Raw genomic sequence first — 26,405 nt, forward strand, 5'->3', positions numbered from 1 at the left:
GGCCGAGTCGTTACCTCAAGCGTAAGGCGGGCGGTGACGGCCCATCGGGCTGGTAGTGAAGATCTCGCAGCCGGTTTCGGTGATGCCGATCGAGTGTTCGAATTGCGCCGAGAGCGAACGGTCGCGCGTGACCGCGGTCCAGCCGTCGTCGAGCATCTTCACGTCGGGCCGTCCGGCATTGATCATCGGCTCGATGGTGAAGATCATTCCGGGCTTCAATTCGGGACCGGTGCCGGGCCGCCCGTAATGCAGGACGTCCGGGGCATCGTGATAGACGCGGCCGACGCCGTGGCCGACGAAATCCCTGACCACGCCATAGCGATGGCGTTCGGCGTGCTGCTGGATGGCATGGCCGATATCGCCCAACCGATTGCCCGGCCTGGCCTGCTCGATCCCGCGCATCAGGCATTCATAGGTTACGTCGACCAGCCGCCGGGCCTTCACCGACACGTCGCCGACCAGATACATGCGGCTGGAATCGCCGTGCCAGCCGTCGACGATCGAGGTCAGGTCGATATTGACGATATCGCCGTCCTTGAGCGTCCGCGGGCCGGGGATGCCGTGGCACACGACATGGTTGATCGAAATGCAGCTGGTATGGGCGTAGCCGCGATAGCCGATATTCGCAGGAATGGCCCCGGTGGCCACGATCGCGTCATGGGCGAAGACGTCGATCGCCTCGGTGCTGACGCCGGGTTGCACGACGTCCGCCAGGGCATCGAGCACCGAAGCGGTCACCTGTCCCGCCTCGTGCATCGCAGCGAAATCGCTGGCGTCGTGGAGCTTGATCGCGCCGGTGCGGCGATCGGCGCCTTTCGCCGCCGCGGCGACATAATGGGTCATTGAAGGTCTCTACTGTCCTAACCGGCGCCCGACGCGCGGTCGCCCGTGAACTATGCCCCTCGACGAGCGGGTGCAAGGTAACGGCATCGGGCGGCGCCGCGGCGACTACCGCATCCTGACCAATATCTTCGACTTGCAGAGGACGCGGCCGACCAGGCAGCCCGAACCCTTCAGCGTATTGCGGTCGACCAGCACGATAGTGCCGGAAAGCGTCTTGTTGAGGTCCGGGACGAACACCTTGCCGCGCCAATTGCCCGCCGAATCCTGCCTGAAATCGCGAAATACCTGAATGCCGATCAGGTCTTGCGTACCTCCACGCCGCGCGTCCGCGATCGCCTGATCGCTCGCCCAGACGACCTTGCCGCACAGCGAGTCGCCGCAATGGCGGATCTCGATATGCATCGTGTCGCGAACGTTACGCCACGTGCCGATCGCCGCTTCCTCATCGCTGGCGCTGGCTCCGGAAAAGGCCAGCAGGCTCAAGATGACAGCCAGGATCGCGCGCGGCATTCAGTTCCTCCAGATCGTGGGATAGCGGGTGCGATATAGCGTTGGCGCCTCCGACGGCCAGAGCAGGATATCTAGGATGATATCAAGTCATGGCATCGCATAGCTACGAATGGCTGCCGAAAGGTGCGTTGGGCGCCGTTTTGATCTACAGGCGAAGGATGGCAGACGACACGATCATCCAGACACCCGATGGCCCGATGACCTGGGCCGAGTGGAAGAAGAAGAATCCGATCCAAATTCCGTCGCGCCGCACCAAGGGCAAGGACCTGCCGAACAAGATCAAGCGCCGTACGGGCGACTGACACTGCATGCGTCCTGTCGAGACGTTCGAACTCGTCCTGGCCCTGCTGGTCGGCGTCGTCGCGCTGCATTGGGCGGCGCGGCGGCTGAAGTTGCCGCCATCGACCGCCTTGCTGGTCGGCGGCGGTGCGCTCGCGTTCATCCCGGGATTGTCGCCCGTCGCGCTCGATCCCGAACTGGCGCTGGTGCTGTTCCTGCCGCCGTTGTTGATGGACGGTGCCTATTTCACCGCGTTCGGCCGGTTCCGGCGGCATTTGCCGGGAATCCTCTCGCTCGCCATCGGCGCGATCGTGTTCACGACGCTGGCGGTCGGAGTCGTCGCGCACTGGCTGGTCCCCAGCCTGCCCTGGGCGGCGTGCTTCGCTCTCGGCGCGATCGTCTCGCCGCCCGACGCGGTGTCGGCCCGCGCGGTGCTGCAGAACGTGAAGCTCCCCCGCCGTCTGTCGGCACTGGTCGAGGGCGAAAGCCTGCTCAACGACGCGACCGGGCTGGTGCTGTTCCGTTTCGCCGTGGCGGCGACCTTGAGCGGCACGTTCAGCGCCGGCGCCGCGGTCGCCAGTTTCGCCCTGCTCGCGCTGGGCGGCGTGGTGGTCGGGCTGGCGGTGGCCGCAGCCTGGCTGTTCGTGGTCAAGCGCCTGAAGGACCAGACGCTGATCATCATGGCCAACACCCTGATGTGCTGGGTCGCCTACATCGCCGGCGAGCGGGCCCACGTCTCCGGAGTGATCGCGACCGTGGTCGCCGGACTGATGCTCGGCTGGTACCAGCATATCGTCTTTTCCGCGCCGGTGCGGCTGCGTGGCAGCGCGTTCTGGCAGACGATGGTGTTCATTCTCGAAGCGATTGTCTTCATCCTGATCGGCTCGTCGCTGCGTGGGGTGCTCGATCGCGTCGGCGGGTTCGAAGCGGTCACGGCGACGATGACGATCCCGATCCTCGGGGTCATCCTCACGATCGTCGCGGCGCGCTTCGCCTGGATCTTCACCAGTGACGGCCTGCTCTCCGCTCTCCGCGCGATGGGATTCGCACGCGCGCGACCGCTCGGCGTGCGTCAGGCGACGATATTGAGCTGGACCGGGATGCGGGGAGTGGTCACGCTGGCGGTCGCGCTCTCCCTGCCCGCGGCGATGCCCGGGCGCGACCTGATGCTGGTCACCGCCTTCGCGGTGATCTTCGCCACGGTCGTCGTGCAGGGCGCCAGCCTGGGCTGGCTGATCAGGTGGGTCGCACCCGAGGACAAGGACCCGCCGGCGAAGATGACGATGGCGGAAACCGAAGCGGCGATCGCCAGCGCGCGCAACGCGGCGGTCGAGGCCAATGCCTATGACGAGAACGGAACGCTGATCCACCCGCAATTGCTCAAGCAATCGCACAAGCGGCTGGAGGCGATCCAGCGCTACGCGGCGGATGCCGAGACGTTCATGGAGAATGTGCGCCCGCATTTCGACGTGATCCTCACCTCGATCGCCGCGGGCCGCGCCGAACTGATCCGCGTCCACCGCGCGGGGCAGATCGAGGACGAGGTATTGCAGGAGCTCGAACGCGATCTCGACGTCGAGGAGCTGGGGATCATCCTGCAACGCGGTGAGTAGCGGCGATATCAGCCCACTATTCCCGTATTTCTCCCCTCAGACCCCACTCACCACCAAGCTATAAACGATCTTGCCCAATGCCCCGAGCAGCAGCACTCCGCTGGCCGCGAACTGGATCAAGAAGCCGGTGCTGCGCTTGCCCGGATCGGCCATATAGCCGGCGGCGTAGACCAGCCGCCCGGCGATCCACACCAGGCCCAGCCCGGCAGCGACATATTCATTCCAATAGATCGCGAACAGCCACAGGCCTCCCAGGAACAGCGGCAGCCCTTCGAGCGTGTTGAGGTGCACTCTGACCGCGCGTTCGAGCAGCGGGTCGCCGGTCATTGCCGGCGCGGCGATGCCCGATTTGCCGCGCGCGCGGCCGACCTGCAGGCTCATGTAGAAATAGACCAATAGCGCCACGATCGTGACGATCGCGGTCCAGCGATGTTCCATCATCGAATGTCCCCCGGATACTGGGCAGCGCTTGTGCCGCCCTTCGTGCGTGATCCTTATCTCGGCATGCCGCTCAGCCCACTCGCCTGGCGCAGCGCGTTCCCGTCGAGGCGATAGCCGTCGAGGAACACCGTCCGGACGTGGCGGAGATTGGTGAGATCCTTCGACACGTCGCCATCGACCAGGATGATATCCGCGGTCTTGCCCGGCGCGATCGACCCGACGCCGCCATCCATCCCGGTCATGCGCGCCGGGATGATCGTCGCGGTCTGGAGCGATTCCGCATTGGTCAGGCCGGCCTGTTGATAGAGTTCGAGTTCGCGCACCAGCTCCAGGCCATAGCCATCGGTGCCCGCGACGATGCGGACGCCGGCCTGGTGAAGCCGCCCGACCAATTGGACCATCTTGACGAAGCTCTTGCGGAAATCGTCGCGCGTCAGCCCGCCGAACAGCGGATAGCCGGAAATCTTCCAGCCCCGCACGACCGCAGGCGGCGCGACGTCGGCGAACGGCGCATATTCGGGCGACAGCGCGCTGCCGTCCGAGGTCATCAGCGGCTCCCACACGGTCAGGGTCGGATCGATGATCGTCCCGCGCTTCGACAGTTCGGCGTAGAAGGCCTTCATCGCCGGCGAGTCGAGATCGACGTCCTTGCCGTATTTCGCCGGCCCTTCGAGCCGCGCGGCGGTATTGGCCTTGTCGACCACTTCCTGCGGCATCGCCTGCATCATGATGAAGTTGATGTGGGTGACCTCGTCATAGCCCGCGCGCACCGCGTCGAGCGGGCGCATCCCGGCCGGCACATGGCCATGGACATGCAAGCCGAGCTTGTGCGCCTCGCCCGCCGCCGGGGCGATCCAGGCCGGGTTCATCGAGGTGTAGAATTTGGCGCCCCACAGTCCCGCCGCCTTGATCTTGTCGACCGCGGCGACCGCCTCGGCCGCCGACGAGACGGTGAGCGCACCCTGGGCGGCGAGCGGGTCCTTGCGGTCGATGATCACCGAGATCTTGCCGTCGGGCGCGAGCAAGTCGCCCGCGGCACGGCGTTTATAGATGCTCAGCGCGTCCTCGATCAGCGACCCCGGACTGCGATAATTGGTCATGCCCGTCGCCACGTTCTGGAGCAGGCTCCAGTCGTCGCCGACATGCTGGTGCGAATCCCACAGGCCGGGCAGCAACGTCTTGCCCTTTCCGTCGATAATCGTCGTCCCCGCAGGCGCCTTGAGCGACCCCGCCGCGCCGACCGCGGCGACCTTGCCGTTCGCGATCAGCACCGCGCGGTCGGGCAGATATTTGCCCGCGACCGAATCGAACATCAGCACATTGTCGACCAAAGTCGCACTGCGGTTCGCCGGCTTCAGGAAATCATGCGCCACATCGCGGACCATCGCCGCGGTCGCCTTGTCCTGGAGGTCCTTGAGCTTGGGGCCGTTGCTCTCATAGCCTTCGGGCAATAGCGAGATCACACCGGCATTGCCGAAGAAATGGTTGTCGCTGTCCAGCCAGACCGGCGACGGACTGAAACCATAGCCGGTGATGAAGGCCAGCTTGATCGTCTTCTTGCCTTGCGGGCCATCGACCTCGACGGGCTGGCCGATCTTGATGCTGGCATGGCCGCTCGGCAGCAGGTCGATACCCTTGGCGCCGGCGGCGACGAGCGCGTTTACGTCCATCTCGCTCGCAAGCCAGGGGCCGCCATAGGTGCTGTAGCGCCTGTCGGCGAACGGCGCGGAGCCCGAATCGACGGCAGTCTTCCAATGCGCGACGCCACCCGCATCGACGTCGAAATTCTCGGTCGCGTCGCCCGAATCGGTGAAGCCGCGAATGGCGATCGCCGAGGGTCGTTTATCAGGTGCCAAGGTCACCAGCTCGTCCGTCTCGGTGACCCAGCCACGCAACGTCATCGACATGCGATACGCGACCTTGCCGTCGGGCGTCGTCCACGACCAGATGTCGCCATGCTTCCCGGCGATCGAACTGATCGTGAAGTGCCGAGCGCCCGCCGGCGCGACCATCAGCTCTTCCTTGGGTGTCGATGCGGCTCCGGCGATCGAGGCGGTGGCGACGAGCAGTGACGCGAGCAGAATCCGGCGCATGTTATTCCCCCTTGCAGGCGGGGTCGAGACTGACGCGGTCCGCCCGGCGAGGCAACCGGATATCTGCCGCGCCGTCTTCCGGTCCAATGGCGCCCCCCCGTTCGCCTCGGACTTGGCCGTAGGTCCGGCCTATGCCGATAGAAACACCACTCCGGGAATGGCGGTGCCATAGGCGGCAGCGCCGAGCCGTCCGTCCTTTTCCAGCCGGAGTCGAGCCACATTCCCCGAACGCTGGTTGGCGACCAGCATTTCTCCACGCTCCTCCAGCAGCAGGAACAGGCGTGGGCCACGCCCCCCGGATCCGGCGTGCTGCAGGAGCTTCAATCCGCCATCCGCGCCGATCGCGAACACAGCGATGCTGTCGTGACCGCGATTGGAGACGTACAGCCGTGTACCGCTCTTATTGACCGCAATGTGGGCGGCGGTCGAGGTTCCGGAGAACGCCGCCGGCAACGTCGAAAGGACCCCCTTGGCGGCAAAGCTGCCGTCCGGAAGGACCTCAAGGGTCGTCACGGTATTGGCCAATTCCGAAACCAGATAGGCGATCCGCAAGCGAGGGTGGCGCGCAAGATGGCGCGGACCCGACCCCGCCGGCGCCCGATAGGCGAGCGACGTTGATATGATCGCGCCCGACCGCGGATCCACCGCGTGCGCGAAGATGGCATCCGCGCCCAGGTCAACCGCGTGGAGCAGCTTCCCGCCCATCGCAAAACCCACCCAATGCGCATGGGCGCCCGCCTGGCGCGCGCGGTTGGGACCGCTGCCGGTATGTACCGCAAGCTGCGCTTCGCCCATCGGACGACCGGTGGTGCGATCGATCCGCCAAACGGCGACGCTTCCACTAGAATAATTGGCGACGGCCAACAGGCCGCCGTCCGGACTGAGGGCCGCATGGCAGGGATCGGCACCCTGCGTGGAGAAATCTCCCAGAAGCCGGAACCCACGATCGTAAACGCCGAGCCGGCCCTTTTCCTGTTCATCGAGCAAGTATCGAATGCCGGTCGCGCTCGCGCGCACGCCGAACGACGCGTTGCGGATCGTGTCCAGCGGATGCCCCGCTACCCAACCGCTCGGCCTCGCCATCAAAGGCACAAGGCCGGGCCCGCCTTCTTGAGCATAGGTGCCGGCGATCAGTTCGCCCGTCTTCTCTGCCAGCAGCCTGGAAGGGAGCGCGCCGAGCGCTATTGCGGTTCCGACGAGCGCGCGCCGGGAAAAGAGCAATGCGGAAGCAGGCATAGGTCGTACGGTCACGTTGGTTCCTCGGGTGAACTTGTCTGGACGATCATCGCATCGATCCTGACGATGGGGCCGCGCTATTCGTCGGCCGCATTCCTCTCCGTCCAGGCCGGGCATTCCTTTGCGAGCAAGAAGCCATAATTGGTCGGACAGGTTCAACCTAATTATCTACGGCGCTGACGATCGGAAGCCTCTTTTCGTAGCGGCAGAGCAAAATCTGTCATACAGAAATTTCGATCGAAGCTGGCGGTAAAGAATAGAATTCTGTGGGAGGGGAAGAGGCATGCCTCAGCACATTGCCTGCGCGAAAACGGGTCGCTCGCCGATCCGATACGGGCACCCTTAACCATGACGCCGGAAGATATTCGCCTGATCCTGTCGGCCGTCTCGGGGATCGGCCTGTCCGTCCTGCTGATCGTCAAGGGCCGGCTTCACCCCTTCATCGCGCTGCTATGCGGCGCGTTCGTCGCCGGCTTGGGCGCCGGCATGTCCCCGGTCGCCACGGCGGCGGCGGTGCAAAAGGGCGGCGGCGACATTCTCGGCGGAACGGGTCTGGTCGTAGCGCTGGGCCTGTCCTTGGGCGCGATGCTGCAACTGTCGGATGGCGCCGCGTCGCTGGCGCGGCGTGGCCTGAGGCTCGCGGGCAACGCCGGCGCGCCCTGGGCAAGCCTGTTGGTGGCATTGGTCATCGGATTGCCGCTGTTTTTCGAGACGGGGCTGGTGCTTCTGCTGCCCATCCTCGCAACCGCCGCCGCGAACCTTCCCGGCGACGCAAACGCCGACGCCGGCAAACTGCGGCTGATGCTTCCTGCCCTGGCCGGCCTTTCCGTCGTTCACGCCTTGGTGCCGCCGCACCCGGGGCCGCTTCTGGCCGTCACCGCGCTCAGTGCCGATCTCGGCCGGACGATTCTCTATGGCCTTGTCGTGGCGGTCCCGACCGCGATCATCGCCGGCCCGTTGCTGTCGCGATTGACCGCACGGGGGATCGCGCTGAGCGCCCCCTCGATCGAGCTGAGCGAGCCTCTGCAAGCCGCGCCGGCATTGGGCATATCGCTCGCGGTCATCCTGATGCCGGTCGTGCTGATCGCGGCCGGCCAGATACCGGCCGTGCTGCCGGCCAGCGCCGCCGCGTCGGTCGGTTGGCTCACCTTCGCGAGCAACCCGGTCTTTGCGCTGCTCCTGACCAATATCGTCGCATTGCCGCTCCTGTTCGGGCGCCGGGTAGGCGACGCCGCAGTGCAAAGGACGATCTGGACGGACGCGATGAAACCGGCGGGTACGATTCTGTTGTCGATCGGCGCCGGCGGCGCGCTCAAGCAAGTGCTGGTCAGCGCCGGACTGTCGGACTTGCTGGCGAAGGTGGCGGCGGGCGGCGCTTTATCGCCGATCGTGCTCGCCTGGCTCGTGGCGGTGGGCATTCGGCTGGCGACGGGCTCCGCCACCGTGGCGACGATCACGACTGCCGGCATCATGGGCGGAGTCGTCGCGAAGAGCGGCGCGTCGCCGGAATGGGTGGTGCTCGCCATCGGTGCCGGATCGGTGTTTTTCTCGCACGTCAACGATCCCGGCTTCTGGCTGGTAAAGGGATATCTCGGCACGAGCACGGCGGACACGTTCCGCACATGGTCGGTACTGGAGACGGTCGTGTCGGTCGTCGGACTGGCCTGTGTGCTGGGCGCGAGCTGCCTGCTGTGATCAGATTGGACCGACAATGACGCCGTCAAAAGCCCGAAGAGCCAAGGGATGAGCGAGGGCCGAGCAGCCGATCGCGCCTATACGGGTATCGTCGAGATCATCAATCGCGACCAGCTGGAGATCGGCGATCGTTTGCCGTCGGAAGCAAGGCTGGTCGAGATGTTCGGGATCTCGCGTACGATCGTCCGCGAAGCGCTGGTCCGGCTGGGCTCCGACGGCATCACCGAAGCGCGGCGAGGTGCTGGTTCGTTCGTCAAGCGGCGTCCGTCGGAGCGGCTGGTTGCGCACATGCCGATGGAGGAACTCTCCGCCACGCTGGGCAGCTATGAGGTGCGGTTCGTTCTGGAGGCGGAAGCCGCGCGGCTTGCCGCCGCACGCCGCTCCGCTGAACAGATGCGGGCCATCGACCAGGAGATGGCCCGGCTGGAAAAGGCGCTGTTGTCGAGCGGACCCGCGCATCTGGAGGACATGGCCCTCCACCGGGCAATCGTACTCGCTACCTCCAACCCCGCTTTCGTCTCGGCGTTCGACCATATGTTCGCGGACATGGATCGCGTGATGAAGGCGGGTATCGACATATCGCGGTCGCGACCTCCGGAGACGATCGATGCCATGCTGTCCGAACACCGGATGATCGTCGAAGCGATCCGGGTTCAGGACGCAGACGGAGCGGCGCTGGCCATGCGCTGGCATCTTTCGCAAGGCCGCAAGCGGCTGATGCCCTGACACCTGCCGAGCGCCGAAGACGGGGAGCTGCAGAATGGGTCCGAAGACAGCCGGTGGAGGCCGGCGACATCCGGCGCCGATCGACGGGAGAAATCTCCTTTCCTGACCAACCGCTCGCTCCAGGAAAGCCCGCTACATATCGGTATCGAAATGATATTTTTCCGTTTTCCATCGACATCCGGGAACGGAACCGTTCGGGAGGGGTTGGCGCCTAAAAGAAGATAACAAGCAAGGGTGGCCTATATGGGGAAGGCACTGAGCGTCGCTGCGGTCGCGCTCGCCTGCACCGCGACGAGCGGACAGGCGAAGAGCGGGCCGCAAACGTCCGGGACGTCCCGCTACGCGGTGGAGATCAGCGGCGTCGTTCCGGTGATCTGCCGTGCCGAAACCGACATCGCCGTCATTCCTACCGGACCGGGCGAGGTATCACTCGGCGCGCTCAAGGAATTCTGCAACAACCCCAATGGCTATGAGGTCTATGCCGATTATGCGCCGGCGTTGGCCAAGGCGAGCCTGTCGATCGACGGGCACAAGGTGCCGCTGAACGCATCGGGGACCACCCGGATCGACACATCGAACCGCGCCCGCGTCGTGACGCGCAACCTCTCGCTGACGCTACCCGAGGGCGTGCCATCGAGCACGATCGCATTTCGCATCGTCGCATTGCAGCGGTAGTTTATGGAATAAGCGCCGTGCGGGCATCGCACGAGAAATCGCTCGAATTGACATCCACTCGACTGTTGAGATGCCGCCGGTCACCTTCGCGCCGCCTCCTCCAATCGCCGCCGGCGATGGGGCGGTCTCAGCGATGCACGACAACGACAAGCGCAGGTTATTTCGGCGGATAACAATGGATGTTGAGCTTGCCGCCATCCGTGATGTCGATGCGAGGTTCGGGAACCCCGCCAGGGGATTGTGAATCGGTCTTCCAAACGCCGCTCCAACCCCATTGCGCATAGTTGCCGCTGGTGAAGACGAATTTACCGGTACCGGCGCTATACGAGTAAAATCCCGTCTTGCCGCTCGCGGTGTAGCTCGATCGCGATAGGACCAGATCTCCGATGCCTTGGCCCGACTGCATGCAGATATATTTGCCCATCGGGGGCTGAGAGGGGATCGCCGCTTTTGCCGACTGTCCGCCGATGGCGACGACATGACAGTTCTGGATATTGATGCGCTCGGCCCCCGCGATGTTTGCGTCGCCTTCCACGGTGACGGCGGCGCCATCGGGTACCGAGCGGAGTTCGCTCATGCGCTCGGGCTCGAACAGGCAAAGGACCGACGCCGTGTATCGCGACGGATCGGCATAGAGCCGCATGCTGTTGCCGCTGATCCCGATCCGTCCCGGCAGACTGGTCACGCGCACGAACTTCCCGTCATATCGCGCGACGGCAAGGTCGTGATCGCGGGAAGCAATACGAAGGACCTCCTCCGGCGTGGTCGTGACCATTGACGTGTTCGAACGCGAATCGGTCGCGCGCGTGCCGGGCGTCGTCGACACGGCGTTGCTCGCTGGCGAAGCGCGTCCGGGGACGTCGGGCATCCCCCTTTCCGGCGCGCCGTTGAAGACGCGAAGATCGGCGAAATCGATTTCGAGGTCCTGCATGAACGACCCGGTGTTCATGTTCGACGTGACCAAACATTGGTCGCCGCCATAGCTGTGACCCTTGACGACGCCTGGCCAGCGCCGATTCAGGTGCACGAACTCCACCTTCTGGCCGGCGACGCAGAGCTCCTCGCCTGCGGCGGCTTCCTGACCATCGCCTGCCGCGTTTACTGCAGCCGGTGCACCGGCATATCCCGGGTTCGCTGCGCTACTGGCGAAGAGCGCCGCGATCATCATCACATTCCAAATCCCCAACGGTCTTCCCCCCTAGGCCGACGCGCGGACGCGATAGCCAGGCCCCCGCCGAACCTTCCGCGCTCCGCATCGCGAAAGGTTCGTTATCTCCAGGAGGCGTCATTGCGATTGGCATTTTTTGACATTCTGCGGCTCGGTCGGGGCGCGGAACTGCACTCCTTGGGCCGGAGCATTCTGGCTTAGGGCGAAGAAGGGAGCGGCAGGGACGAGAGAAGTTGCGCAATGCGAGAAGAAAGGGCGCCGGATCGCTCCGACGCCCTTTTCGCTACGCTCTACTCACCTCTCCTCGAGCCCAAGCCCAGGGAGAAATTCCGATCAGGCGCTGGCGTGGGTCCGGCCACCGCCGCCTTGGCCACCACGTCCGCGGCGGCGATTGCCGCCCCGGCCACGTGGGGCATAGGGGTTGGCCGGCCGTGCTTCGTGCGTCTTGCGCGGCGGACGAACGCCACGCGGACCACGCGGACGCTCGTCGCGTTCCTGCTGCGCAGTGACCGATTGCTTCGAGCGGGTCGAGGCGATCTTCGCCGCCTCCGCCAGAAAATTCTCCGGCAGCGCCTTGAGCGGAATCTTCTGACGCGTCAGCTTTTCGATGTCGCGCAGATAGGGACGCTCGTCATCCGCCACGAAGCTGATCGCGATGCCGTCATTGCCGGCACGCGCGGTGCGGCCGATGCGGTGAACATATTGTTCGGGCACGTTGGGCAACTCGAAATTGATCACGTGGCTGACGCCCGACACGTCGATGCCGCGCGCGGCGATGTCGGTCGCGACCAGGACCGGCACCTCGCCCGACTTGAACGCGGCCAAAGCGCGCTCGCGATTGGCCTGGCTCTTGTTGCCGTGGATCGCGTTCGCCGCGATGCCGTTGCCGCCGAGCAGCCGTACGACGCGGTCGGCGCCGTGCTTGGTACGGGTGAAGACCAGCACGCGGTCGATCGCCGGATCGCGCAGGGTCATCGTCAACAGCGCCTGCTTCTCCGCCTGATTGACCAGGGTAGCATATTGATCGACGCGCTCGGCGGTGGTCGCCGCCGGCTTGATCGAAACCAGCGCCGGATCCTTGATAAACTGGTCGGCCAGTTCGCGGATCGACTGCGGCATGGTCGCCGAGAAGAATAGAGTCTGACGCTGGCGCGGGACCAGCTTCACGATCTTCCTGAGCGCGTGGATGAAGCCGAGGTCGAGCATCTGGTCGGCCTCGTCGAGCACCAGGGTCTCGATCAAATTGAGGCTGACGAAACGCTGCTCGATCAGGTCGAGCAGACGGCCCGGCGTGGCGACCAGGATGTCGACGCCGCGCGCCATGTCCTGGCGGTTCTTGTTGATGCTGGTGCCGCCGAACACGGTCGCGACCGACATGCGGCTGAACTTGCCGTAAGCGCGGGCGCTCTCGGCGATCTGGCTGGCGAGCTCGCGGGTCGGGGCGAGCACGAGCATGCGGCAATGCGTCGGCAGGACGCGCTTGCCGCTTTCAACCAGGCGCTGGATCGACGGCAGCACGAACGCGGCAGTCTTGCCGGTGCCGGTCTGCGCGATGCCGAGCAGGTCGCGCCCTTCGAGCACATGGGGAATGGCCTGCGCCTGGATCGGCGTCGGCGTGGAATAACCTTTGGCCTCGAGCGCACGGACGAGCGGCTCGGCAAGGCCGAGATCGGTGAAATTGGTCATGGAAACCTTATGCAAAAATGCCTCTCGCACGTCCGGTGGACGCACGGGCGGCGGGGTTGAATTGACACCCCGCGTGACTTGGGAAGCCTGTCGCTTGAACGACCGAGGCGGAGCCTGAACCCTAGCCGTGAAGCATAGGTTCGATCACGCTGCGTAACGCCTCGATGGCCGCGATGTATTTGCTGCAGCGCAAAAAGTCAAGATTGGGGGCGTTTGGGTCTGTTTCAGCTCTGCTGAAACAGTTGCGGTGCCGGCCCGCAGCGAAGCTGCAAAGACTCTAAGCCGCCTCGAGTTCCTCGAGAAAGCTCGTCAGATGCGTTTCGAGCGAGCGCGCCCGGTTGCCCAGCGCATCGGCCATGTCGCGCATCCGGGTCGCGTCGTCGCCGGTCGCGCTGGCGACATCGAGGATCGCACGCACGCTCTGATCGATATGGTCGGTCGCGAGGCTCGCTTCGGCGATGTTGGTCGAAATATGCAGCGTGGCGGCACCCTGGTCGTGGACCGCGGCGGCAACGGTGTCCGACAGGGTATCGACCGCGCCCACCGCCGCGACCATGCCCCCCTGCGCGAGCGAGACCTGGTCGACGGCATGGCGGATATGGGTGATATATTTGCCGATATTGCCCGCCGCGACGCGGGTCTGGGTGGCGAGCGATTTAACCTCTCCGGCGACGACCGCGAAGCCGCGTCCCGCTTCGCCGGCGCGCGCCGCCTCGATCGTGGCGTTGAGCGCGAGCATCGTGGTGCGCTGCGCGATATCGACGATCAGCGCGGTGACCGACCCGATCTGGTCCGCCGCCCCGGCCAATTGGCCGACTTGGCGCGTACCGTCGGAGACCAGGCCGACCGCCGCGCGCGTGGCGCGCTTGGCCTCCGCCATCTGCCGTTCGACGCCGTGGAGCGAATCCGCCAGCGCACCGCCGCGATCGGCAATCTCGGCCATGTGGATCGCCGCCTGTGACGCCGCGGCCGCGGCATTCGCCGTCGCGCCACCGATCTGGTCCGCGCGCTCGGCCATACGACCCGACGTGCTTACCACCAGAGTCGAAGCGCCGGCCAGGTCGGTGGCGAGGTCGCGCGCCGCGGCCTTGAAGCGTTCTCCCGCTGCCTGGATGCGGTCGGCGCGCGCCGCCCGTCTGGCGACTGCGGCGGCGTTACGCTCGGCCGCCATGCGCAACAGGCTGGGCTGGTCGAGGACGCCATCGAACCGGCCGGCATGGGTCAGGATCACGCCTTCACCACCACCGTCGCGATGCCAGGCGCGCAGGATGGCGGTGATCCCCGCCGCGCGGTCAACCGTCGGGCAGGACCGGACATGTTGGGCCAGATTACCGCCATAACTGGGGTTGGAGAGCAAAGCGAAGCCGAACGGGCTGAACAGCAACCGGCGGATGTCGCGATCGAGCAGCGCCCCGATGGGCGCCCCCGCGGCATCGACCACTGCCAATATCCTGAGCTCGGGTGCGTGGCGGAATACCTCGACCGCAGCGAGCAACGTCGAATCCGCGCCGATCGACCGCCGATCCGCGACGCGGCCGGCGCCCGATTGTTCGCCGTCGTCGTTCCACAACACCCCGCGACCCATTTCACCCCTTTCGTTACGGGGGCGACCTAGGGCGATCGAGGTTAAGCGGGGGTTAGGCTAAAGTGACAGTCCCATGACATGGAACGATTTTTATAGCTTAGCGGCCAAGATCCCGGTTGCGCAGCATCGCCACGACCATGAAGCCGATCACGGCGAGCCAAGCGAGGCCGGCGATAGACGCGATGATCGTGCTGCCGCCATGGAACAGGCGCCACAACACGACGCCCGACACGATCGCCAGCCCGCCGATCCGGCCCCATAACCGCGCCCTGCCGTGAAGCAGGATCTCGATCGCCGCGAGGATCGCGAGCAAGATCGCGACGATTGCCAAGGTCAGCAGCGATTCCTTGAGCGCGGCGAGGAGCGCTTCGCGGTGCCAATTGTTGAATACCGATCCGGCGATCACCAGCACGACCGCGATCGCGATCAGTCCGGGCGGGATGCGGCGATTGGCACCGGGCTCCGCCATCTCAATAGGCGCAGACCGAGAAGTCCTCGCCGACCCAGCAGGCGCTGTCCCGGCGCGAGCGGATCGCACGGCCCCAGCGCGAATTGATGCCGTCGCGCGTCAGTCCGCGAACGTCCGCCACGCCGCGCTGGGTAACGTAGACGGTGACGCTCACCACGCCCTCGCCGAACGACCGGCCATGGGCGGGGCTCAAGGTGAAGGTACCGCCGCGCGCAACGACATATTGGCAGGGTCCGCGATAGCTGGTTCCTTCGGAATCGATGACGCAGCGCGCGATCCGGGCCTGGGCGGGCGCGGCAGCGATTGCGGCGGCGACCAGGAGCGAGGCGAAAGCGAGCTTGCGGGTGATCATTGGACGACTCCCTGTATCGGACGGGCTGGAGGAAATACCCAACCCGCCGCACCGTCAATGGACCGCGGGTTTGCGCGCGCCTTCAACCATCCCTATGTGACGCTTCCAAGACGGGCACGCACGCCCGCCAGCGAAGGAGACTGACCTTGGACAAGACCGCGATCGCCCGATCCGTTTCTCTTGCCCAGGTGCCCTATGTCTTCGTTCGCAACCGTGGATTCGCTGTCGCTCTCGACGCCTGACGGCCGTCCGCTCTTTTCCGATCTGACCCTTTCCTTCGGCCGCCAGCGCACCGCGTTGGTCGGGCGCAACGGCTGCGGCAAATCGACCCTGCTCCGCGCGTTGGCGGGCGAGGTTGTACCGACTTCGGGAAACATCGCACGCGCCGGCAGCGTCGCCTTGCTGCGTCAGGACTGGCCGGACGATACGATCTCCATCGCGGCCGCACTGGAGGTCGCCGGACCACTCGCCTTGCTCCGCCGGATCGAAGCCGGCGGCGGCGACGCCGATGATTTCGCCGCCGCCGATTGGACACTCGAGGAGCGGATCAGCGACGCGCTAACCGGGCTCGGCTTGTCCGGGCTCGATCTCGATCGCCCGCTTGCCACCCTGAGCGGCGGACAGCGGACGCGGATCGCCATCGCCCGTGCCGTGATCGCGGCGCCCGATCTGCTGTTGCTCGACGAGCCGACCAACAATCTCGATGCCGATGGCCGCGCGGCGATCGCGACTCTGATCGCCGGGTGGAAAGGCGGCGTGGTGCTGGCGAGCCACGACCGCGCACTGCTCGAGACGATGGATCGTATCGTCGAGCTGACGCCGATCGGCTGCCGGTCGGTTACGGGCGGCTGGTCCGATTTCGTCGCGCTGCGCGATGCCGATCGCGAGCGCGCCGCACAGGCGCTCGACCGCGCCGAGGCCGGACTGCGCCAAGCCGAACGGGGCGCGCAGGAACAGCGAGAGAAGAAGGCACGCCGCGACAAGGCCGGCCGCGCCTTCGGTGCCTCGGGCAGCGTGCCGCGAATCGTCGCGGGAATGATGAAGGAACGCGCCGAGGGCAGTGGTGCGCGCGAGGGAGAGACGGCGCGACGACTGATCGGCGAGGCGGAGGCGGCCCGATCGACCGCCCGCGAGCGGGTGGAGGTCGTGACGCCGCTCCGTATCGACCTGCCGCCGAGCGGCCTCTCCTCTTCGCGCGAATTGCTCCGGATCGAGGACGCGGTGATCGCGCGCGGCGACCGGCGGATCGGTCCGCTCAGCCTGACCATCCGTGGCCCCGAACGCGTCGCGCTGACCGGACCGAACGGCACGGGCAAAACGAGTATGTTGCTGCTCGCGGCAGGTGCGATCGCGCCGGTCGACGGGACGGTGACGCGGTCCGACCGCATCGCCTTGCTCGACCAGCATGTCGGGTTGCTCGACCGCGACGCGACGATCCTCGCCAATCTCCGCGCGCTCAATCCCGAGCTCGGCGAGAATCAGGCTTATGCCGCGCTCGCCCGCTTTGCCTTTCGCAATCAGGCGGCGTTGCGCGTCGTCGGGACCTTGTCCGGCGGCGAGCGCCTCCGCGCCGGGCTCGCCTGCGTCCTGTCCGCCGCCCGGCCGCCGCAATTACTGCTGTTGGACGAGCCGACCAACCATCTCGATCTCGACTCGATCGAGATGCTCGAAGCGGCGCTGCGCGGTTATGACGGCGCGCTGCTGGTAGTCAGCCACGACCCCGCCTTTCTCGAGGCGATCTGGATCGAACGAGAAGTTGCGCTGACTTAGAGCATAATAATGGAATCGGCTGGATCCATCTTAATTACCCTCACCCTTCCGGCGCTTCGCGCCTCCCTCCCGTGTTGGGTCGGCCATGCCCCCGGCATGGCCTAAACAGCGCGGGGCGCTGTTTACCCAACGCGCCCGATGGGAGAGGGAAGGGGCCCACCGCCGCAGGCGGTGGGAAGGGTGAGGGTGAACGAATCAGGTCAAAATTCACTCCGCTCTACGCAAGTCCGAGTCGAGACTCAGATCATTTCCTTGAGCGGTACCGCCGCATCCGCAAGCCGCTCCGGATCGATCACCGCGCCGATTTCGACCAGCTTGCGGCCCTGGACGTAATCCTTGGTCGCGTTGACGCAGTCGAGCGCGATCACCTTGCCCTGTTTCAGGTGCACGACCGAGAAGCTGCGCGTCGCCGGGTCGCCACGCACCACCGCCTGATCGTAGCCGATCGAGAGGCCGATGGTCTGAAGCTTGAGATCATATTGGTTCGACCAGAACCACGGCGTCGCTTCATAGGCGACATCCTCACCCATGATCGTCTTGGCCGCGACCGTCGCCTGATCGGTGGCGTTCTGGACGGACTCGAGGCGCACCTCCGCTCCACCGGCGAAGCGGTTGGCATGGAGCGCGCAGTCGCCGACCGCGAAGATATCCGGCAGCGAGGTGCGGCATTGCGCGTCGACGCGCACGCCGTTGCCGCCCTCGGCACCGGCGGCGATCAGCGGCTCGACCGCGGGCACGATGCCGATCCCGACCACGACCAGATCGGCCGGAACCACGCCACCGTCGGCAAGGCGCACGCCGGCAACCTTGCCATCGCCTTCGATCGCGGTGACCGCGACACCCAGGCGAACGTCGACGCCGTGCGCGCGATGCTCGGCCTCGTAGAAATGCGAGAGATCCGGACCGGCGACGCGTGCCATCACGCGGTCGAGCGCTTCGAGCAGAGTCACTTTCTTGCCGAACTTGGCAAGCACCGCCGCCGCTTCGAGCCCGATGAAGCCGCCGCCGATCACCACCGCGTTCCGCACATCGGGCAGTTCGGCGATCATGCGATCGGCATCGGCACGGGTGCGCACGGTATGGACACCGGCCAGATCATGACCCTGACAACTCAACCGCCGGGCGTGGCCGCCCGCCGCCCAGACCAGCTTGCCATAGCCGATCTCCGCGCCATCGGCGGTGGTGACGCGATGTGCGACCGGGTCGACCGCGACGACGCGGCGGCCGGGCAGCATCGTCACCTGCCGTTCCTCCCAGAAAGCCGGCTGGCGGATCAGGATGCGCTCAAAGCTCTTGTCGCCGGCGAGATATTCCTTGCTGAGCGGCGGGCGCTCATAGGGCAATTCGGGCTCGTCGCCGAGGAGCGCGATCGACCCATCGAACTTGCTTTGCCTGAGCGCGATCGCCGCCTGCGCACCGCCGTGGCCCGCGCCGACGATAAGGACGTCAAACTGTTCCATCGGAATCCGTTAGGCACAAACACCGGGTCGCGCCAGCGCGGCGATGTATCGCTTGCCCTAGCTCCGCTATAGGCGGCGCGGCAGTCACCGGACCGCCGCGCCGGCCTTCACTAGAACTTCGACCCGATCCGGACCCCGACGGTCTGCGGCCGGATCGGAACGATATACGGCCGCTGTCCGCAGCTGCCGCACTCCTGGAAGCGGGAGAGCTGGCCGCGGGTGTCGAAGGCATTTTCGATGAAGACTTCGAGGTTGAAGTTCTTGAATTCCGCCCCGAGCGCGAAGTCCGCGGTAGTGAATGCTTTCAGTCGGCCGAGCAATGCCGCCGGATTAATGATGTTACCGGTTCCCGCTTCGTAGATCGCTGTACGAATGTCGGACGACGCCGAGCTCTGGTACGATACGACGGCCTGGCCGTAGATCTTCGCGTCACCAACCGGAGCGGTATAGCGCGCCGTCCCGTTGAGCTTGACCTTGGGCGTGATCGGCAGGCGCGTGCCCTTCCGCGCCGAGATGATGTTGCCGTTGCCGGTGTCAGCGCACGTGAAGGTGGGGTCGTCGAACAGGCACAGATTCTTGGTAGTCTTGGCATCGGTATAGGACCCCGACGCGGTCAGGCTGAGCCCGCCCAAGGTCAGCGCGCTGTCGAATTCCGCACCCCAGATTCGCGCATTGGGGCCGTTATGGATCTCGGTGAAGCTGTTCTGGCCGAGGAACGAGAATTGGAACTTGTCCCAGTCCTGGCGATAGAAAGCCGCATTGAAGCGGAGCTTGCCGCCCAGCCAAGTGGTCTTCGCGCCGAGCTCGTAATTGGTCAGGAAGTCCGCGGCATAGGGCGCTACGTCGACGCGACGATTGATGCCCCCTGGGCGGAAGCCGCGCGACACCGTGCCGTAGAACAGCAGGCCGGGCTTCGGCTTCCAGCCCAGGTTGAAGCGATAGGTCACGCCCTGGCCGGATGCTTCGACGGGGATGACACCCCCATTGGTATAAACGCCAAGGTTGGTACACGGTGCTCCCGCCACCGCTGGCGGTAACAGGGTCGTCGCTCCGCCGGTGGCGAGTGCATCGCGCAGACGTTGTCCGCCGGTGGTGAAACACTGGATGAAACCGGTCCTCGAGCTTCCCGCGCCATTATAGGGTGAATCGGTATAGCCGCTGCCCGGATTGCGGCCGAAACCGAAGAAGCCGATCAGCGTGTTGTCGTAGATGAACGCGCGCCCGCCGGCGGTGAACGTCAGCGTCGGCGTGATGTCGTAGCTCGCTTCCCCGAACATCGCGTAATCCTTGTCGACGCGATGCTGCTGGGTCAGCCACAAGGTGCCCGGCCAGCCGTTGACCGAAAGATCGGTAGCGAGACCCGGAATCTGATAATCCTGATGGATGAAGTTGCTCTGGCGCTGATAGAAGGCGCCGGCGACGATACGGAACCGGTCGGTCGAGGGCGAGGCGACGCGGAATTCCTGGCTCATCTTCTTGAAGTGATCGGTACCCACGACGCGCTGACGCGGATCGATCGTGTTGCCGTTATGATCCTGATAATAGAAATAGCCGGCTAGGCCGCCAACCGACGAATAGAGATTGTCATAGGCTTCCGCGTAATCGGTATAGTCGCTCGACTGCAGGTCCTTGCGATCGAGATAGGCCGCGGCATAGGTCACGTCCCAATTGCCGACCTTGCCCTCGATCGTCAGCCCGGCCTGCCAGAATTTGTCGCGGCGATATTCCGGATAGAAATGCTGGACCTGGAGGTCGCCGACCTTGGGATCGAAGCCGTACGATCCATGGCTGCGCGTGTCCTGGTAGAGGAAGCTCGGCGTGATCGTCCAATTGCTATCGAGATCGACCTTGAGCGCGGCGCGGCCACCCCAAATCTCGGTGTCGTTATAGTCCTTCTTGACGAAGGCGTTGTTGTTGACCGTGATACCGCCATCCGGCCGGATCGTATCGTTGGGCTGGGACGCGACTGCAGGAGAGGCGCCGGCGAGGAAGCTGCGCGTGCCCGGCACGTTGTCGATAAAGCCGGCGTCCTTCTCGTAATAACCGACCGCACGGAACGCGATGTTGGGCGACAGCGGCAGGTTGATCATCCCCTCCGCCTTGCCGCCCCAGCCGCCCTTGCTGACCTTGTTGCCCTCGAGGTCGACGCGGCCATAGGTGCCGGACGTGTCGGGCTTGTTGGTGATGATGCGGATCGTACCGGCTTCGGACGAGGCGCCGTACAATGTGCCCTGCGGGCCCGACAGGCTCTCGATGCGCGCAATGTCGTAGATATGGACGTCGAGATTGCCGCCGATCGTCGTCACCGGCTGTTCGTCGAGATAGACGCCGACCGAGGGCAACGAGCCCGAATGGTTGCCGTCGCCGCCCGACGCGACGCCGCGCATATAGACGACGTTGGTGCCCGGCGTGCCGCCCAGTGCCTGGAACGACACCGACGGCAGCGACGCGACGTAATCCTGGAAATTCGAGATATTGAGCTCGTCGAGCTTCTTGGTGCTCAGCGCCTGGACGCTGATCGGCACGTTCTGGAGGGTCTCCGACCGCTTCAGCGCGGTGATGACGATGTCGCCGTTCTCAGCCTGATTGCTGGCCTGGCCGTCGGGCGCCGGCGGGGCGTCCTGTGCCAGGGCCGGAGTGGCGGCGAGTGCTGCCGAGGCGAGCAACGCACTGACGACAAGACGACGGCGAAGGAGTGACATGGAAAGCCCCTTTTGCGTTTTTGTTACGGCAGCGTGTTAGCGGGCGCAGCATTCGTCAAGCGAAGAGCAGGGGGCACGATATTTACATGCCGACGCGTTGCGTTTTTACAACGCGGCCGGAGCGGCCGGATAAGCGTCGAGCACGTCGCCCAATGCGGATTTGAGCGGATCCAGCCACGCGTCGAATGGCTTCCAGGCCTCTGTACCTTCACGGAAAATAGGCTGCCGGACCTGTTCCGAACTGGCCGTCCGCACCGCTCGCTCGGTTTCGTGGAACGCCAGACAGGCCGGTTCGAACTCCAGCCCGCAATAATCGAGCAACCGGCGCACTTCGCGCTCGGTATGGTCGACCATATCCTCGTAGATCACGCGATGGACGCGGCCCGGCAGCACGCGATCGACATACGCCATCAGCCGCACATAGTCGCGGTAATAGCGCCCCATATCCTCCAGTGCGTAGCTGAACGCCTGGCCGCGCGCGAAATGCTGCTTGAAATTGGAGAAGCAGCAGCCGAGCGGGTGACGCCGCGCATCGATGATCTTCGCCTTGGGCAGGATCAGGTGGATGAACGGCAGATGCGCCCAGTTGTTGGGCAATTTGTCGATGAAGAACGGCCGGTCGGTGCGGCGCTGAATGCGCGTGCGCTTGAGATATTCCTCGCCCAGCGCACGCAGCTTTTCGGGAGGGAAATCGGCCATGCCTTCGGGGTAATTCTGGTCGCGCCGCGCCAAAGCGGGGATGTCGGGTAGCTCCGACGTGCCCTCGACCAGGCTGTGGCTCGACAATATCTGTTCGATCAGCGTCGACCCGGCGCGCGGCATGCCGAGGATGAAGATCGGGTCGGGCGCGTCGCACCCTTGCCCGGCGCGCTCGGCCAGGAAACCGGGCGTGAACAGCGCGATCGAGCGGTCGACGAAGCGTTCGGTCTCGTCGGCCTCATAGACCAGCTTCGTCCGCCGCAGCGCGTTGCCCGCCTCATAGTGACGGAAGGCGGCCTCGGCCTGACGGCGATCCTCGAACGCCTTGCCCAACGCAAAGTCGAGGTGGAAACGGTCCTCGTCCGAGATTTCCGGATCGGCGAGCGCGCTTTCCATCGCCGCGATATCCGCATCGTCGAACTTGACCGTCTTGAGATTGGCGAGGCTCCACCAGGCCTCTCCCAAGGCCGGCATCAGCGCGAGCGCGCGGCGATAGGCCGCAATCCCGTCCTGCTGGCGCCCGACCGTCTTGAGGATATGCCCATAGGTCATCCACACGCGCGGCTGGTTGGGCGCGTCCTTGAGCACCCGGTCGTACAGTGCGATCGCGCCGTCGAAATCGCCGATCCGCCCGAAGGCCGCCGCCTGAAGATTGGCGTGACCGGGATTGTCCGGATCCTCGGCGACCACGCGCTCGAGTTCGTCGATCGCCTCGCCTGGACGGTTAAGGCGGTAGAGGACCAGCGCGAGGTTGGCGCGCGCCGCGGTGAACGCCGGCGACAGTTCGATCGCACGGCGCAGCAATGCCTCGGAATCGCGATAGCGCCCGATCCGCCCGGCAAGCTCCGCCAGCATGCGCATCGCCGCGACGTCGAACGGATCGTCCTTGAGATGCTGTTTGAGCAAAGGTTCGGCGACGTGCAGTGCATTGTCGTTGAGCGCCATCGCCGCCTCGACCAGCCGCGGATGATAGCGCCCGGCCATCGCCATATTGCCCGTTCTGCCTGGTGCCTCGTTTGTCATGCAGGGGTACCCTAAGGCGCACATTCGAGGCCCGCAACGTGCCCAATAAAGCCCCTCCCCTTCAGGGGAGGGGTTGGGGGTGGGGCAGTGCCTCAAGCAAGTCGCCAAGAGGATCAGCCCCACCCCAACCCCTCTCCTCAAGGGGAGGGGCTAAAGCAGTTCTCCTAGCGTAGCCCGTTCCAACGTGCTTTGCTGCGCACGAGGGGAGCCGCGATGGACACCAGCGACAAAAGGCCTTTCGGATTCTGGACCGCAACGGCGCTCGTCGTCGGCGGGATGATCGGGTCCGGCATCTTCATGATGCCGGCCGCGCTCGCGCCGTTCGGCTGGACCGGATCGATCGCCTGGATCGTCAGCATCGCCGGTGCGCTCGCCATCGCCTATACGATCGGCCGCATGGCGCAGGCCATGCCGGAGGCGACCGGCGCGGTCGCCATCACTGGTGCAGCATTGGGCGAACTGGCGGGCGTGCTCGTCGGCTGGAGCTATTGGGTATCGGTATGGTGCGCCAATGCCGCCATCGCCACGGCCGCGACGTCCTATCTCGCCGCTATCGTCCCACCGCTCGATGCGACGCCATGGGCCGGCGCGCTGACCTCGGTCGCGCTGCTGTGGTTGCTGACCTTGCTCAACCTCGCCGGCGCGCGGGCGGCGGGACGGTTTCAGGTGGTGACGACGATCCTCAAGATCACGCCGTTGATCGCGGTCATCGTCATCGCGCTGTCGCTGGGTGTGCGCGGAGAGGTCCATCTGCCCGCATTTCCCGCGGAGCAGGCAGTGATTGCCAGCATCGCCACCGCCGTCACGCTGACCCTGTTTCCTCTGGTCGGCTTCGAATCCGCCGGGGTCGCCGCCGAGCGCGTGCGCGATCCCGAGCGCAACATCATGCGCGCGAGCATGGCGGGCACGATAGGCACGGGCTTGCTCTACATCCTGGTCTGCTCGGCGATAGTGCTGATCCTGTCGCCGGACGCAGTGACCAAATCTTCCGCGCCGTTCGCCTTGTTCGTCGGCCAGTTCTGGGGATCCGGCGCGTCGCAAACGATCGCCCTGTTCGCCGCCATCGCCGCGATCGGCGCGCTCAACGGCTGGGTCCTGATCCAGGGCGAGGTGCCGCTGGGCATGGCGCGGGCGGGCTTGCTGCCCGGCTGGTTCTCCAAGGTGTCGGCGCGGGACGTGCCGGTGCGGGTGCTGCTGCTGTCCTCGACGCTCGGAACGGTGCTGCTGCTCTTTACCGCCAGTCCCACCCTCGGCGGCGTGTTCCAGTTCATGGCGATCCTGGCGTCGTGCGCGACCCTCTGGCTCTATCTCGCCATTTGCGTGGCCGCACTGGTCCGCCGCATCGCGATGCCGACCGCGGCGATCGGCGTGGCATTCTCGCTGTTCGCCTTCTGGGGCGCCGGATGGGAAGCGGCCGGACTCAGCGTGATACTGATGCTGACCGCGATCCCGCTCTATTTCCTGCGGCCCAAGGCAACTCTGGGTGATGGTATTGACTTGGTCCATTGACCCTCACCCTTCCCACCGCCTGCGGCGGCGGGCCCCTTCCCTCTCCCGTTGGGCGTGTTGGGTAAACAGCGCCCCGCGCTGTTTAGGCCATGCCGGGGGCATGGCCGACCCAACACGGGAGGGAGGCGCGAAGCGCCGGAAGGGTGAGGGTGAATAAAGATCGATAAGCAGATCTCAGCATGTCCTAGCCGAACAGCCGGCCTAGCACCGACCGGTCGCGCAATATCTCGTGCGCCGCATTGTGCCCCGGCGCGCCGGTGACGCCACCGCCCGGATGCGTGCCCGCCCCGCACATATAGAGGCCTTTGATCGGGCTGCGGTAATCGCCGTGGCCGAGCACCGGGCGCGCCGCCCAGAGCTGATCGAGCGACATGTTGCCATGCATGATGTCGCCGCCGATCAGCCCGAACTTGCGTTCGAGGTCGAGCGGCGAGTGGATCTGGCGCGCGATGATCGACGCCTTGAAATTCGGCGCATGGTCGTTGACCGTGTCAATGATCAGATCGGCCGCCGCCTCGCGCTCGTCGTCCCAGGAACGACCGTCCGGAAGCGTCGGCGCGAATTGCTGGCAGAACAGGCTGGCGATGTGCATCCCCGGCGGCGCCAGGCTGTCGTCGACCGAGGTCGGGAGCTTCATCTCGACGATCGGCTTCTTGGACCAGCCGTGAGCCTTCGCATCGGTGAACGCCTGGTCCATATAATCGAGCGTCGGCGAGATGATGATGCCGCAGGTGTGATGCTCGGCCTTTTCCTTGCCCGGAAGCACGGTGAAATCGGGCAATTCGCTGAGCGCGACGTTCATCCGGAAGGTGCCCGATCCGGCCTTGAAGCGGTCCATGCGATGCGCGAATTCGGGCGGCAGATCGGCGCGGTCGACCAATTGGCGGAAGAGCAAGGCCGGGCCGGCGTTCGACGCGACGATCGATGCGGCGATCTCCTCGCCGCTTTCGAGCACGACGCCGGCGACCTTGCCGCCATCGACGAGCACGCGCGTGACCGGCGCTTCCAGGCTGATCTCGACGCCTGCCTCCTCGCAGGCTTCGGCCATGTATCTGGTGATCGCGCCCATGCCGCCGACCGAATGGCCCCACATGCCCTTCTTGCCATTGATCTCGCCGAACACGTGATGGAGCAGGACATAGGCCGATCCCGGCGTGTCCGGGCTGGCATAATTGCCGACCACCGCGTCGAAGCCGAACGCGGCCTTGATATATTCGTTCTCGTACCAGCCATCGAGGAAATCTCGCGCCGACTTGACGAACAGGTCCATCACGTCGCGCTGCGCCTCGATCGGCATGCCGGCGAGCTTCTTGCCCTGTGCGGCGGCGGCGATCAGCGCGCGCAGGCCGCCGCCGGCATTGGGCGGCGTCTTGAGCGAGAGGTCGCGCAGCACATCGGCGACGCGCTCGAGCGCTTCCTCATATTTCGGGAAGGTATCGGCATCCTTCTGGCTGTAGCGCGCGAATTCGGCCCGCGTCCGATCCTCGCCGCCGCCGAGTTTGAGATAGCCGCCTTCGTGCGGGAAGAAGTTGCTGATCGTGCGTTCGATGATCCGCCAGCCGCGTTCGTGCAGGCGCATGTCCTTGATCACCTTGGGCCGCAGCAGGCTGACCGTATAACTCGCGGTCGAGTTGCGGAAACCGGGATGGAACTCCTCGGTGACCGCGGCGCCGCCGACGATGTTCCGCCGTTCGAGCACGCGCACCTTGAGCCCGGCGCGCGCGAGGTAGAAAGCGCAGACCAGGCCGTTATGGCCACCGCCGATGATCAGTGCGTCGTATTTCTTGGTCACTACAAGCCCTCTCCCTTTGGGAGAGGGTTGGGTGAGGGCAGCTACTGCCTCACCGAACTGCCCTCACCCTTCCGCCGGC

General features: G+C 65.4%; 21 protein-coding genes. 7 read left to right on the top strand and 14 right to left on the bottom strand.

Going from position 1 to position 26,405, the window contains the following annotated elements; all coding sequences use genetic code 11:
• Positions 1-15 precede the first annotated feature (15 nt).
• The gene (gene map / locus Q0L25_RS05100; protein WP_296612132.1) at positions 16-843 is read right to left on the bottom strand and encodes a type I methionyl aminopeptidase; all 828 of its coding nucleotides are present in this window, start codon (positions 841-843) and stop codon (positions 16-18) included.
• A 105-nt stretch (positions 844-948) separates the two neighbouring features.
• On the bottom strand, positions 949-1,353 hold the full coding sequence (locus Q0L25_RS05105; RefSeq protein ID WP_296612134.1) for a DUF2147 domain-containing protein: 405 nt from the start codon (positions 1,351-1,353) through the stop codon (positions 949-951).
• Between the two features lie 158 nt (positions 1,354-1,511).
• Here Q0L25_RS05105 and Q0L25_RS05110 point away from each other — a divergent pair, with 158 nt between their 5' ends.
• Positions 1,512-1,655, top strand: coding sequence for a hypothetical protein (locus tag Q0L25_RS05110; protein WP_169803458.1), 144 nt, complete (start codon positions 1,512-1,514; stop codon positions 1,653-1,655).
• A 6-nt stretch (positions 1,656-1,661) separates the two neighbouring features.
• On the top strand, positions 1,662-3,245 hold the full coding sequence (locus Q0L25_RS05115; protein WP_296612138.1) for a Na+/H+ antiporter: 1,584 nt from the start codon (positions 1,662-1,664) through the stop codon (positions 3,243-3,245).
• 36 nt (positions 3,246-3,281) lie between these two features.
• Here the strand turns inward: Q0L25_RS05115 and Q0L25_RS05120 are convergent, their stop codons facing one another.
• From Q0L25_RS05120 to Q0L25_RS05130, 3 genes are all read right to left on the bottom strand, one after another.
• Positions 3,282-3,683 carry an MAPEG family protein gene (locus Q0L25_RS05120; protein ID WP_296612140.1) on the bottom strand — a complete coding sequence of 134 codons (402 nt, stop codon included), beginning with the start codon at positions 3,681-3,683 and terminating at the stop codon, positions 3,282-3,284.
• A 56-nt stretch (positions 3,684-3,739) separates the two neighbouring features.
• Positions 3,740-5,779, bottom strand: a complete 2,040-nt coding sequence (locus Q0L25_RS05125) for an amidohydrolase family protein (protein ID WP_296612142.1) — start codon at positions 5,777-5,779, stop codon at positions 3,740-3,742.
• A 129-nt stretch (positions 5,780-5,908) separates the two neighbouring features.
• Positions 5,909-7,030, bottom strand: a complete 1,122-nt coding sequence (locus tag Q0L25_RS05130) for a lactonase family protein (protein WP_296612143.1) — start codon at positions 7,028-7,030, stop codon at positions 5,909-5,911.
• Between the two features lie 333 nt (positions 7,031-7,363).
• Between Q0L25_RS05130 and Q0L25_RS05135 the strand changes: the two genes are divergently transcribed.
• The 3 genes from Q0L25_RS05135 (at position 7,364) to Q0L25_RS05145 (ending at position 10,111) form a co-directional block, all read left to right on the top strand.
• A complete protein-coding gene (locus tag Q0L25_RS05135; protein WP_296612145.1) occupies positions 7,364-8,710 on the top strand; it encodes a gluconate:H+ symporter in 1,347 nt (448 codons plus the stop codon).
• Positions 8,711-8,758: 48 nt separating this feature from the next.
• Entirely contained in the window at positions 8,759-9,436 is a 678-nt protein-coding gene (locus Q0L25_RS05140) for a FadR/GntR family transcriptional regulator (protein ID WP_296612147.1), read from the top strand.
• Between the two features lie 243 nt (positions 9,437-9,679).
• Positions 9,680-10,111, top strand: coding sequence for a hypothetical protein (locus Q0L25_RS05145; RefSeq protein ID WP_296612149.1), 432 nt, complete (start codon positions 9,680-9,682; stop codon positions 10,109-10,111).
• 157 nt (positions 10,112-10,268) lie between these two features.
• Here the strand turns inward: Q0L25_RS05145 and Q0L25_RS05150 are convergent, their stop codons facing one another.
• The 5 genes from Q0L25_RS05150 to Q0L25_RS05170 all read right to left on the bottom strand — a co-directional run bounded on the left by Q0L25_RS05150 (position 10,269) and on the right by Q0L25_RS05170 (position 15,371).
• Positions 10,269-11,276 carry a hypothetical protein gene (locus Q0L25_RS05150; protein ID WP_296612151.1) on the bottom strand — a complete coding sequence of 336 codons (1,008 nt, stop codon included), beginning with the start codon at positions 11,274-11,276 and terminating at the stop codon, positions 10,269-10,271.
• Between the two features lie 336 nt (positions 11,277-11,612).
• The gene (locus Q0L25_RS05155) at positions 11,613-12,965 is read right to left on the bottom strand and encodes a DEAD/DEAH box helicase (RefSeq protein ID WP_296612153.1); all 1,353 of its coding nucleotides are present in this window, start codon (positions 12,963-12,965) and stop codon (positions 11,613-11,615) included.
• Positions 12,966-13,242: 277 nt separating this feature from the next.
• Positions 13,243-14,550 (bottom strand): methyl-accepting chemotaxis protein, encoded by a 1,308-nt coding sequence (locus Q0L25_RS05160; protein ID WP_296612155.1) that lies wholly within the window; start codon positions 14,548-14,550, stop codon positions 13,243-13,245.
• A 97-nt stretch (positions 14,551-14,647) separates the two neighbouring features.
• Positions 14,648-15,019 (bottom strand): hypothetical protein, encoded by a 372-nt coding sequence (locus tag Q0L25_RS05165; protein WP_296612158.1) that lies wholly within the window; start codon positions 15,017-15,019, stop codon positions 14,648-14,650.
• Between the two features lies 1 nt (position 15,020).
• Positions 15,021-15,371, bottom strand: a complete 351-nt coding sequence (locus Q0L25_RS05170) for a hypothetical protein (RefSeq protein WP_296612160.1) — start codon at positions 15,369-15,371, stop codon at positions 15,021-15,023.
• 195 nt (positions 15,372-15,566) lie between these two features.
• Here Q0L25_RS05170 and Q0L25_RS05175 point away from each other — a divergent pair, with 195 nt between their 5' ends.
• Positions 15,567-17,141, top strand: a complete 1,575-nt coding sequence (locus Q0L25_RS05175) for an ABC-F family ATP-binding cassette domain-containing protein (protein WP_296612162.1) — start codon at positions 15,567-15,569, stop codon at positions 17,139-17,141.
• A gap of 239 nt (positions 17,142-17,380) precedes the next feature.
• Here Q0L25_RS05175 and Q0L25_RS05180 read toward each other — a convergent pair whose 3' ends face one another.
• From Q0L25_RS05180 to Q0L25_RS05190, 3 genes are all read right to left on the bottom strand, one after another.
• Complete coding sequence (locus tag Q0L25_RS05180; protein ID WP_296612164.1) at positions 17,381-18,601, bottom strand: FAD-dependent oxidoreductase; 1,221 nt, start codon at positions 18,599-18,601, stop codon at positions 17,381-17,383.
• Positions 18,602-18,711: 110 nt separating this feature from the next.
• Complete coding sequence (locus Q0L25_RS05185; protein WP_296612166.1) at positions 18,712-21,303, bottom strand: TonB-dependent receptor; 2,592 nt, start codon at positions 21,301-21,303, stop codon at positions 18,712-18,714.
• 105 nt (positions 21,304-21,408) lie between these two features.
• On the bottom strand, positions 21,409-22,992 hold the full coding sequence (locus Q0L25_RS05190) for a tetratricopeptide repeat-containing sulfotransferase family protein (protein ID WP_296612234.1): 1,584 nt from the start codon (positions 22,990-22,992) through the stop codon (positions 21,409-21,411).
• 246 nt (positions 22,993-23,238) lie between these two features.
• On the opposite strand from Q0L25_RS05190, the gene Q0L25_RS05195 reads away from it, so the two are divergent.
• Entirely contained in the window at positions 23,239-24,534 is a 1,296-nt protein-coding gene (locus tag Q0L25_RS05195; protein WP_296612167.1) for an APC family permease, read from the top strand.
• Positions 24,535-24,718: 184 nt separating this feature from the next.
• Here the strand turns inward: Q0L25_RS05195 and Q0L25_RS05200 are convergent, their stop codons facing one another.
• Entirely contained in the window at positions 24,719-26,326 is a 1,608-nt protein-coding gene (locus Q0L25_RS05200; RefSeq protein ID WP_296612168.1) for an NAD(P)/FAD-dependent oxidoreductase, read from the bottom strand.
• Between the last annotated feature and the right edge of the window lie 79 nt (positions 26,327-26,405).

It is taken from the genome of Sphingomonas sp., assembly GCF_024508665.1.
Classification (GTDB): domain Bacteria; phylum Pseudomonadota; class Alphaproteobacteria; order Sphingomonadales; family Sphingomonadaceae; genus Sphingomonas.

Bases quoted from the DNA above. Each gene is read 5' to 3' on its own strand.
- map (WP_296612132.1), bottom strand. From the start codon at position 843: ATGACCCATTATGTCGCCGCGGCGGCGAAAGGCGCCGATCGCCGCACC.
- Q0L25_RS05105 (WP_296612134.1), bottom strand. From the start codon at position 1,353: ATGCCGCGCGCGATCCTGGCTGTCATCTTGAGCCTGCTGGCCTTTTCC.
- Q0L25_RS05110 (WP_169803458.1), top strand. From the start codon at position 1,512: ATGGCAGACGACACGATCATCCAGACACCCGATGGCCCGATGACCTGG.
- Q0L25_RS05115 (WP_296612138.1), top strand. From the start codon at position 1,662: ATGCGTCCTGTCGAGACGTTCGAACTCGTCCTGGCCCTGCTGGTCGGC.
- Q0L25_RS05120 (WP_296612140.1), bottom strand. From the start codon at position 3,683: ATGGAACATCGCTGGACCGCGATCGTCACGATCGTGGCGCTATTGGTC.
- Q0L25_RS05125 (WP_296612142.1), bottom strand. From the start codon at position 5,779: ATGCGCCGGATTCTGCTCGCGTCACTGCTCGTCGCCACCGCCTCGATC.
- Q0L25_RS05135 (WP_296612145.1), top strand. From the start codon at position 7,364: ATGACGCCGGAAGATATTCGCCTGATCCTGTCGGCCGTCTCGGGGATC.
- Q0L25_RS05140 (WP_296612147.1), top strand. From the start codon at position 8,759: ATGAGCGAGGGCCGAGCAGCCGATCGCGCCTATACGGGTATCGTCGAG.
- Q0L25_RS05145 (WP_296612149.1), top strand. From the start codon at position 9,680: ATGGGGAAGGCACTGAGCGTCGCTGCGGTCGCGCTCGCCTGCACCGCG.
- Q0L25_RS05150 (WP_296612151.1), bottom strand. From the start codon at position 11,276: ATGATCGCGGCGCTCTTCGCCAGTAGCGCAGCGAACCCGGGATATGCC.
- Q0L25_RS05155 (WP_296612153.1), bottom strand. From the start codon at position 12,965: ATGACCAATTTCACCGATCTCGGCCTTGCCGAGCCGCTCGTCCGTGCG.
- Q0L25_RS05160 (WP_296612155.1), bottom strand. From the start codon at position 14,550: ATGGGTCGCGGGGTGTTGTGGAACGACGACGGCGAACAATCGGGCGCC.
- Q0L25_RS05165 (WP_296612158.1), bottom strand. From the start codon at position 15,019: ATGGCGGAGCCCGGTGCCAATCGCCGCATCCCGCCCGGACTGATCGCG.
- Q0L25_RS05170 (WP_296612160.1), bottom strand. From the start codon at position 15,371: ATGATCACCCGCAAGCTCGCTTTCGCCTCGCTCCTGGTCGCCGCCGCA.
- Q0L25_RS05175 (WP_296612162.1), top strand. From the start codon at position 15,567: ATGTCTTCGTTCGCAACCGTGGATTCGCTGTCGCTCTCGACGCCTGAC.
- Q0L25_RS05180 (WP_296612164.1), bottom strand. From the start codon at position 18,601: ATGGAACAGTTTGACGTCCTTATCGTCGGCGCGGGCCACGGCGGTGCG.
- Q0L25_RS05185 (WP_296612166.1), bottom strand. From the start codon at position 21,303: ATGTCACTCCTTCGCCGTCGTCTTGTCGTCAGTGCGTTGCTCGCCTCG.
- Q0L25_RS05190 (WP_296612234.1), bottom strand. From the start codon at position 22,992: ATGGCGATGGCCGGGCGCTATCATCCGCGGCTGGTCGAGGCGGCGATG.
- Q0L25_RS05195 (WP_296612167.1), top strand. From the start codon at position 23,239: ATGGACACCAGCGACAAAAGGCCTTTCGGATTCTGGACCGCAACGGCG.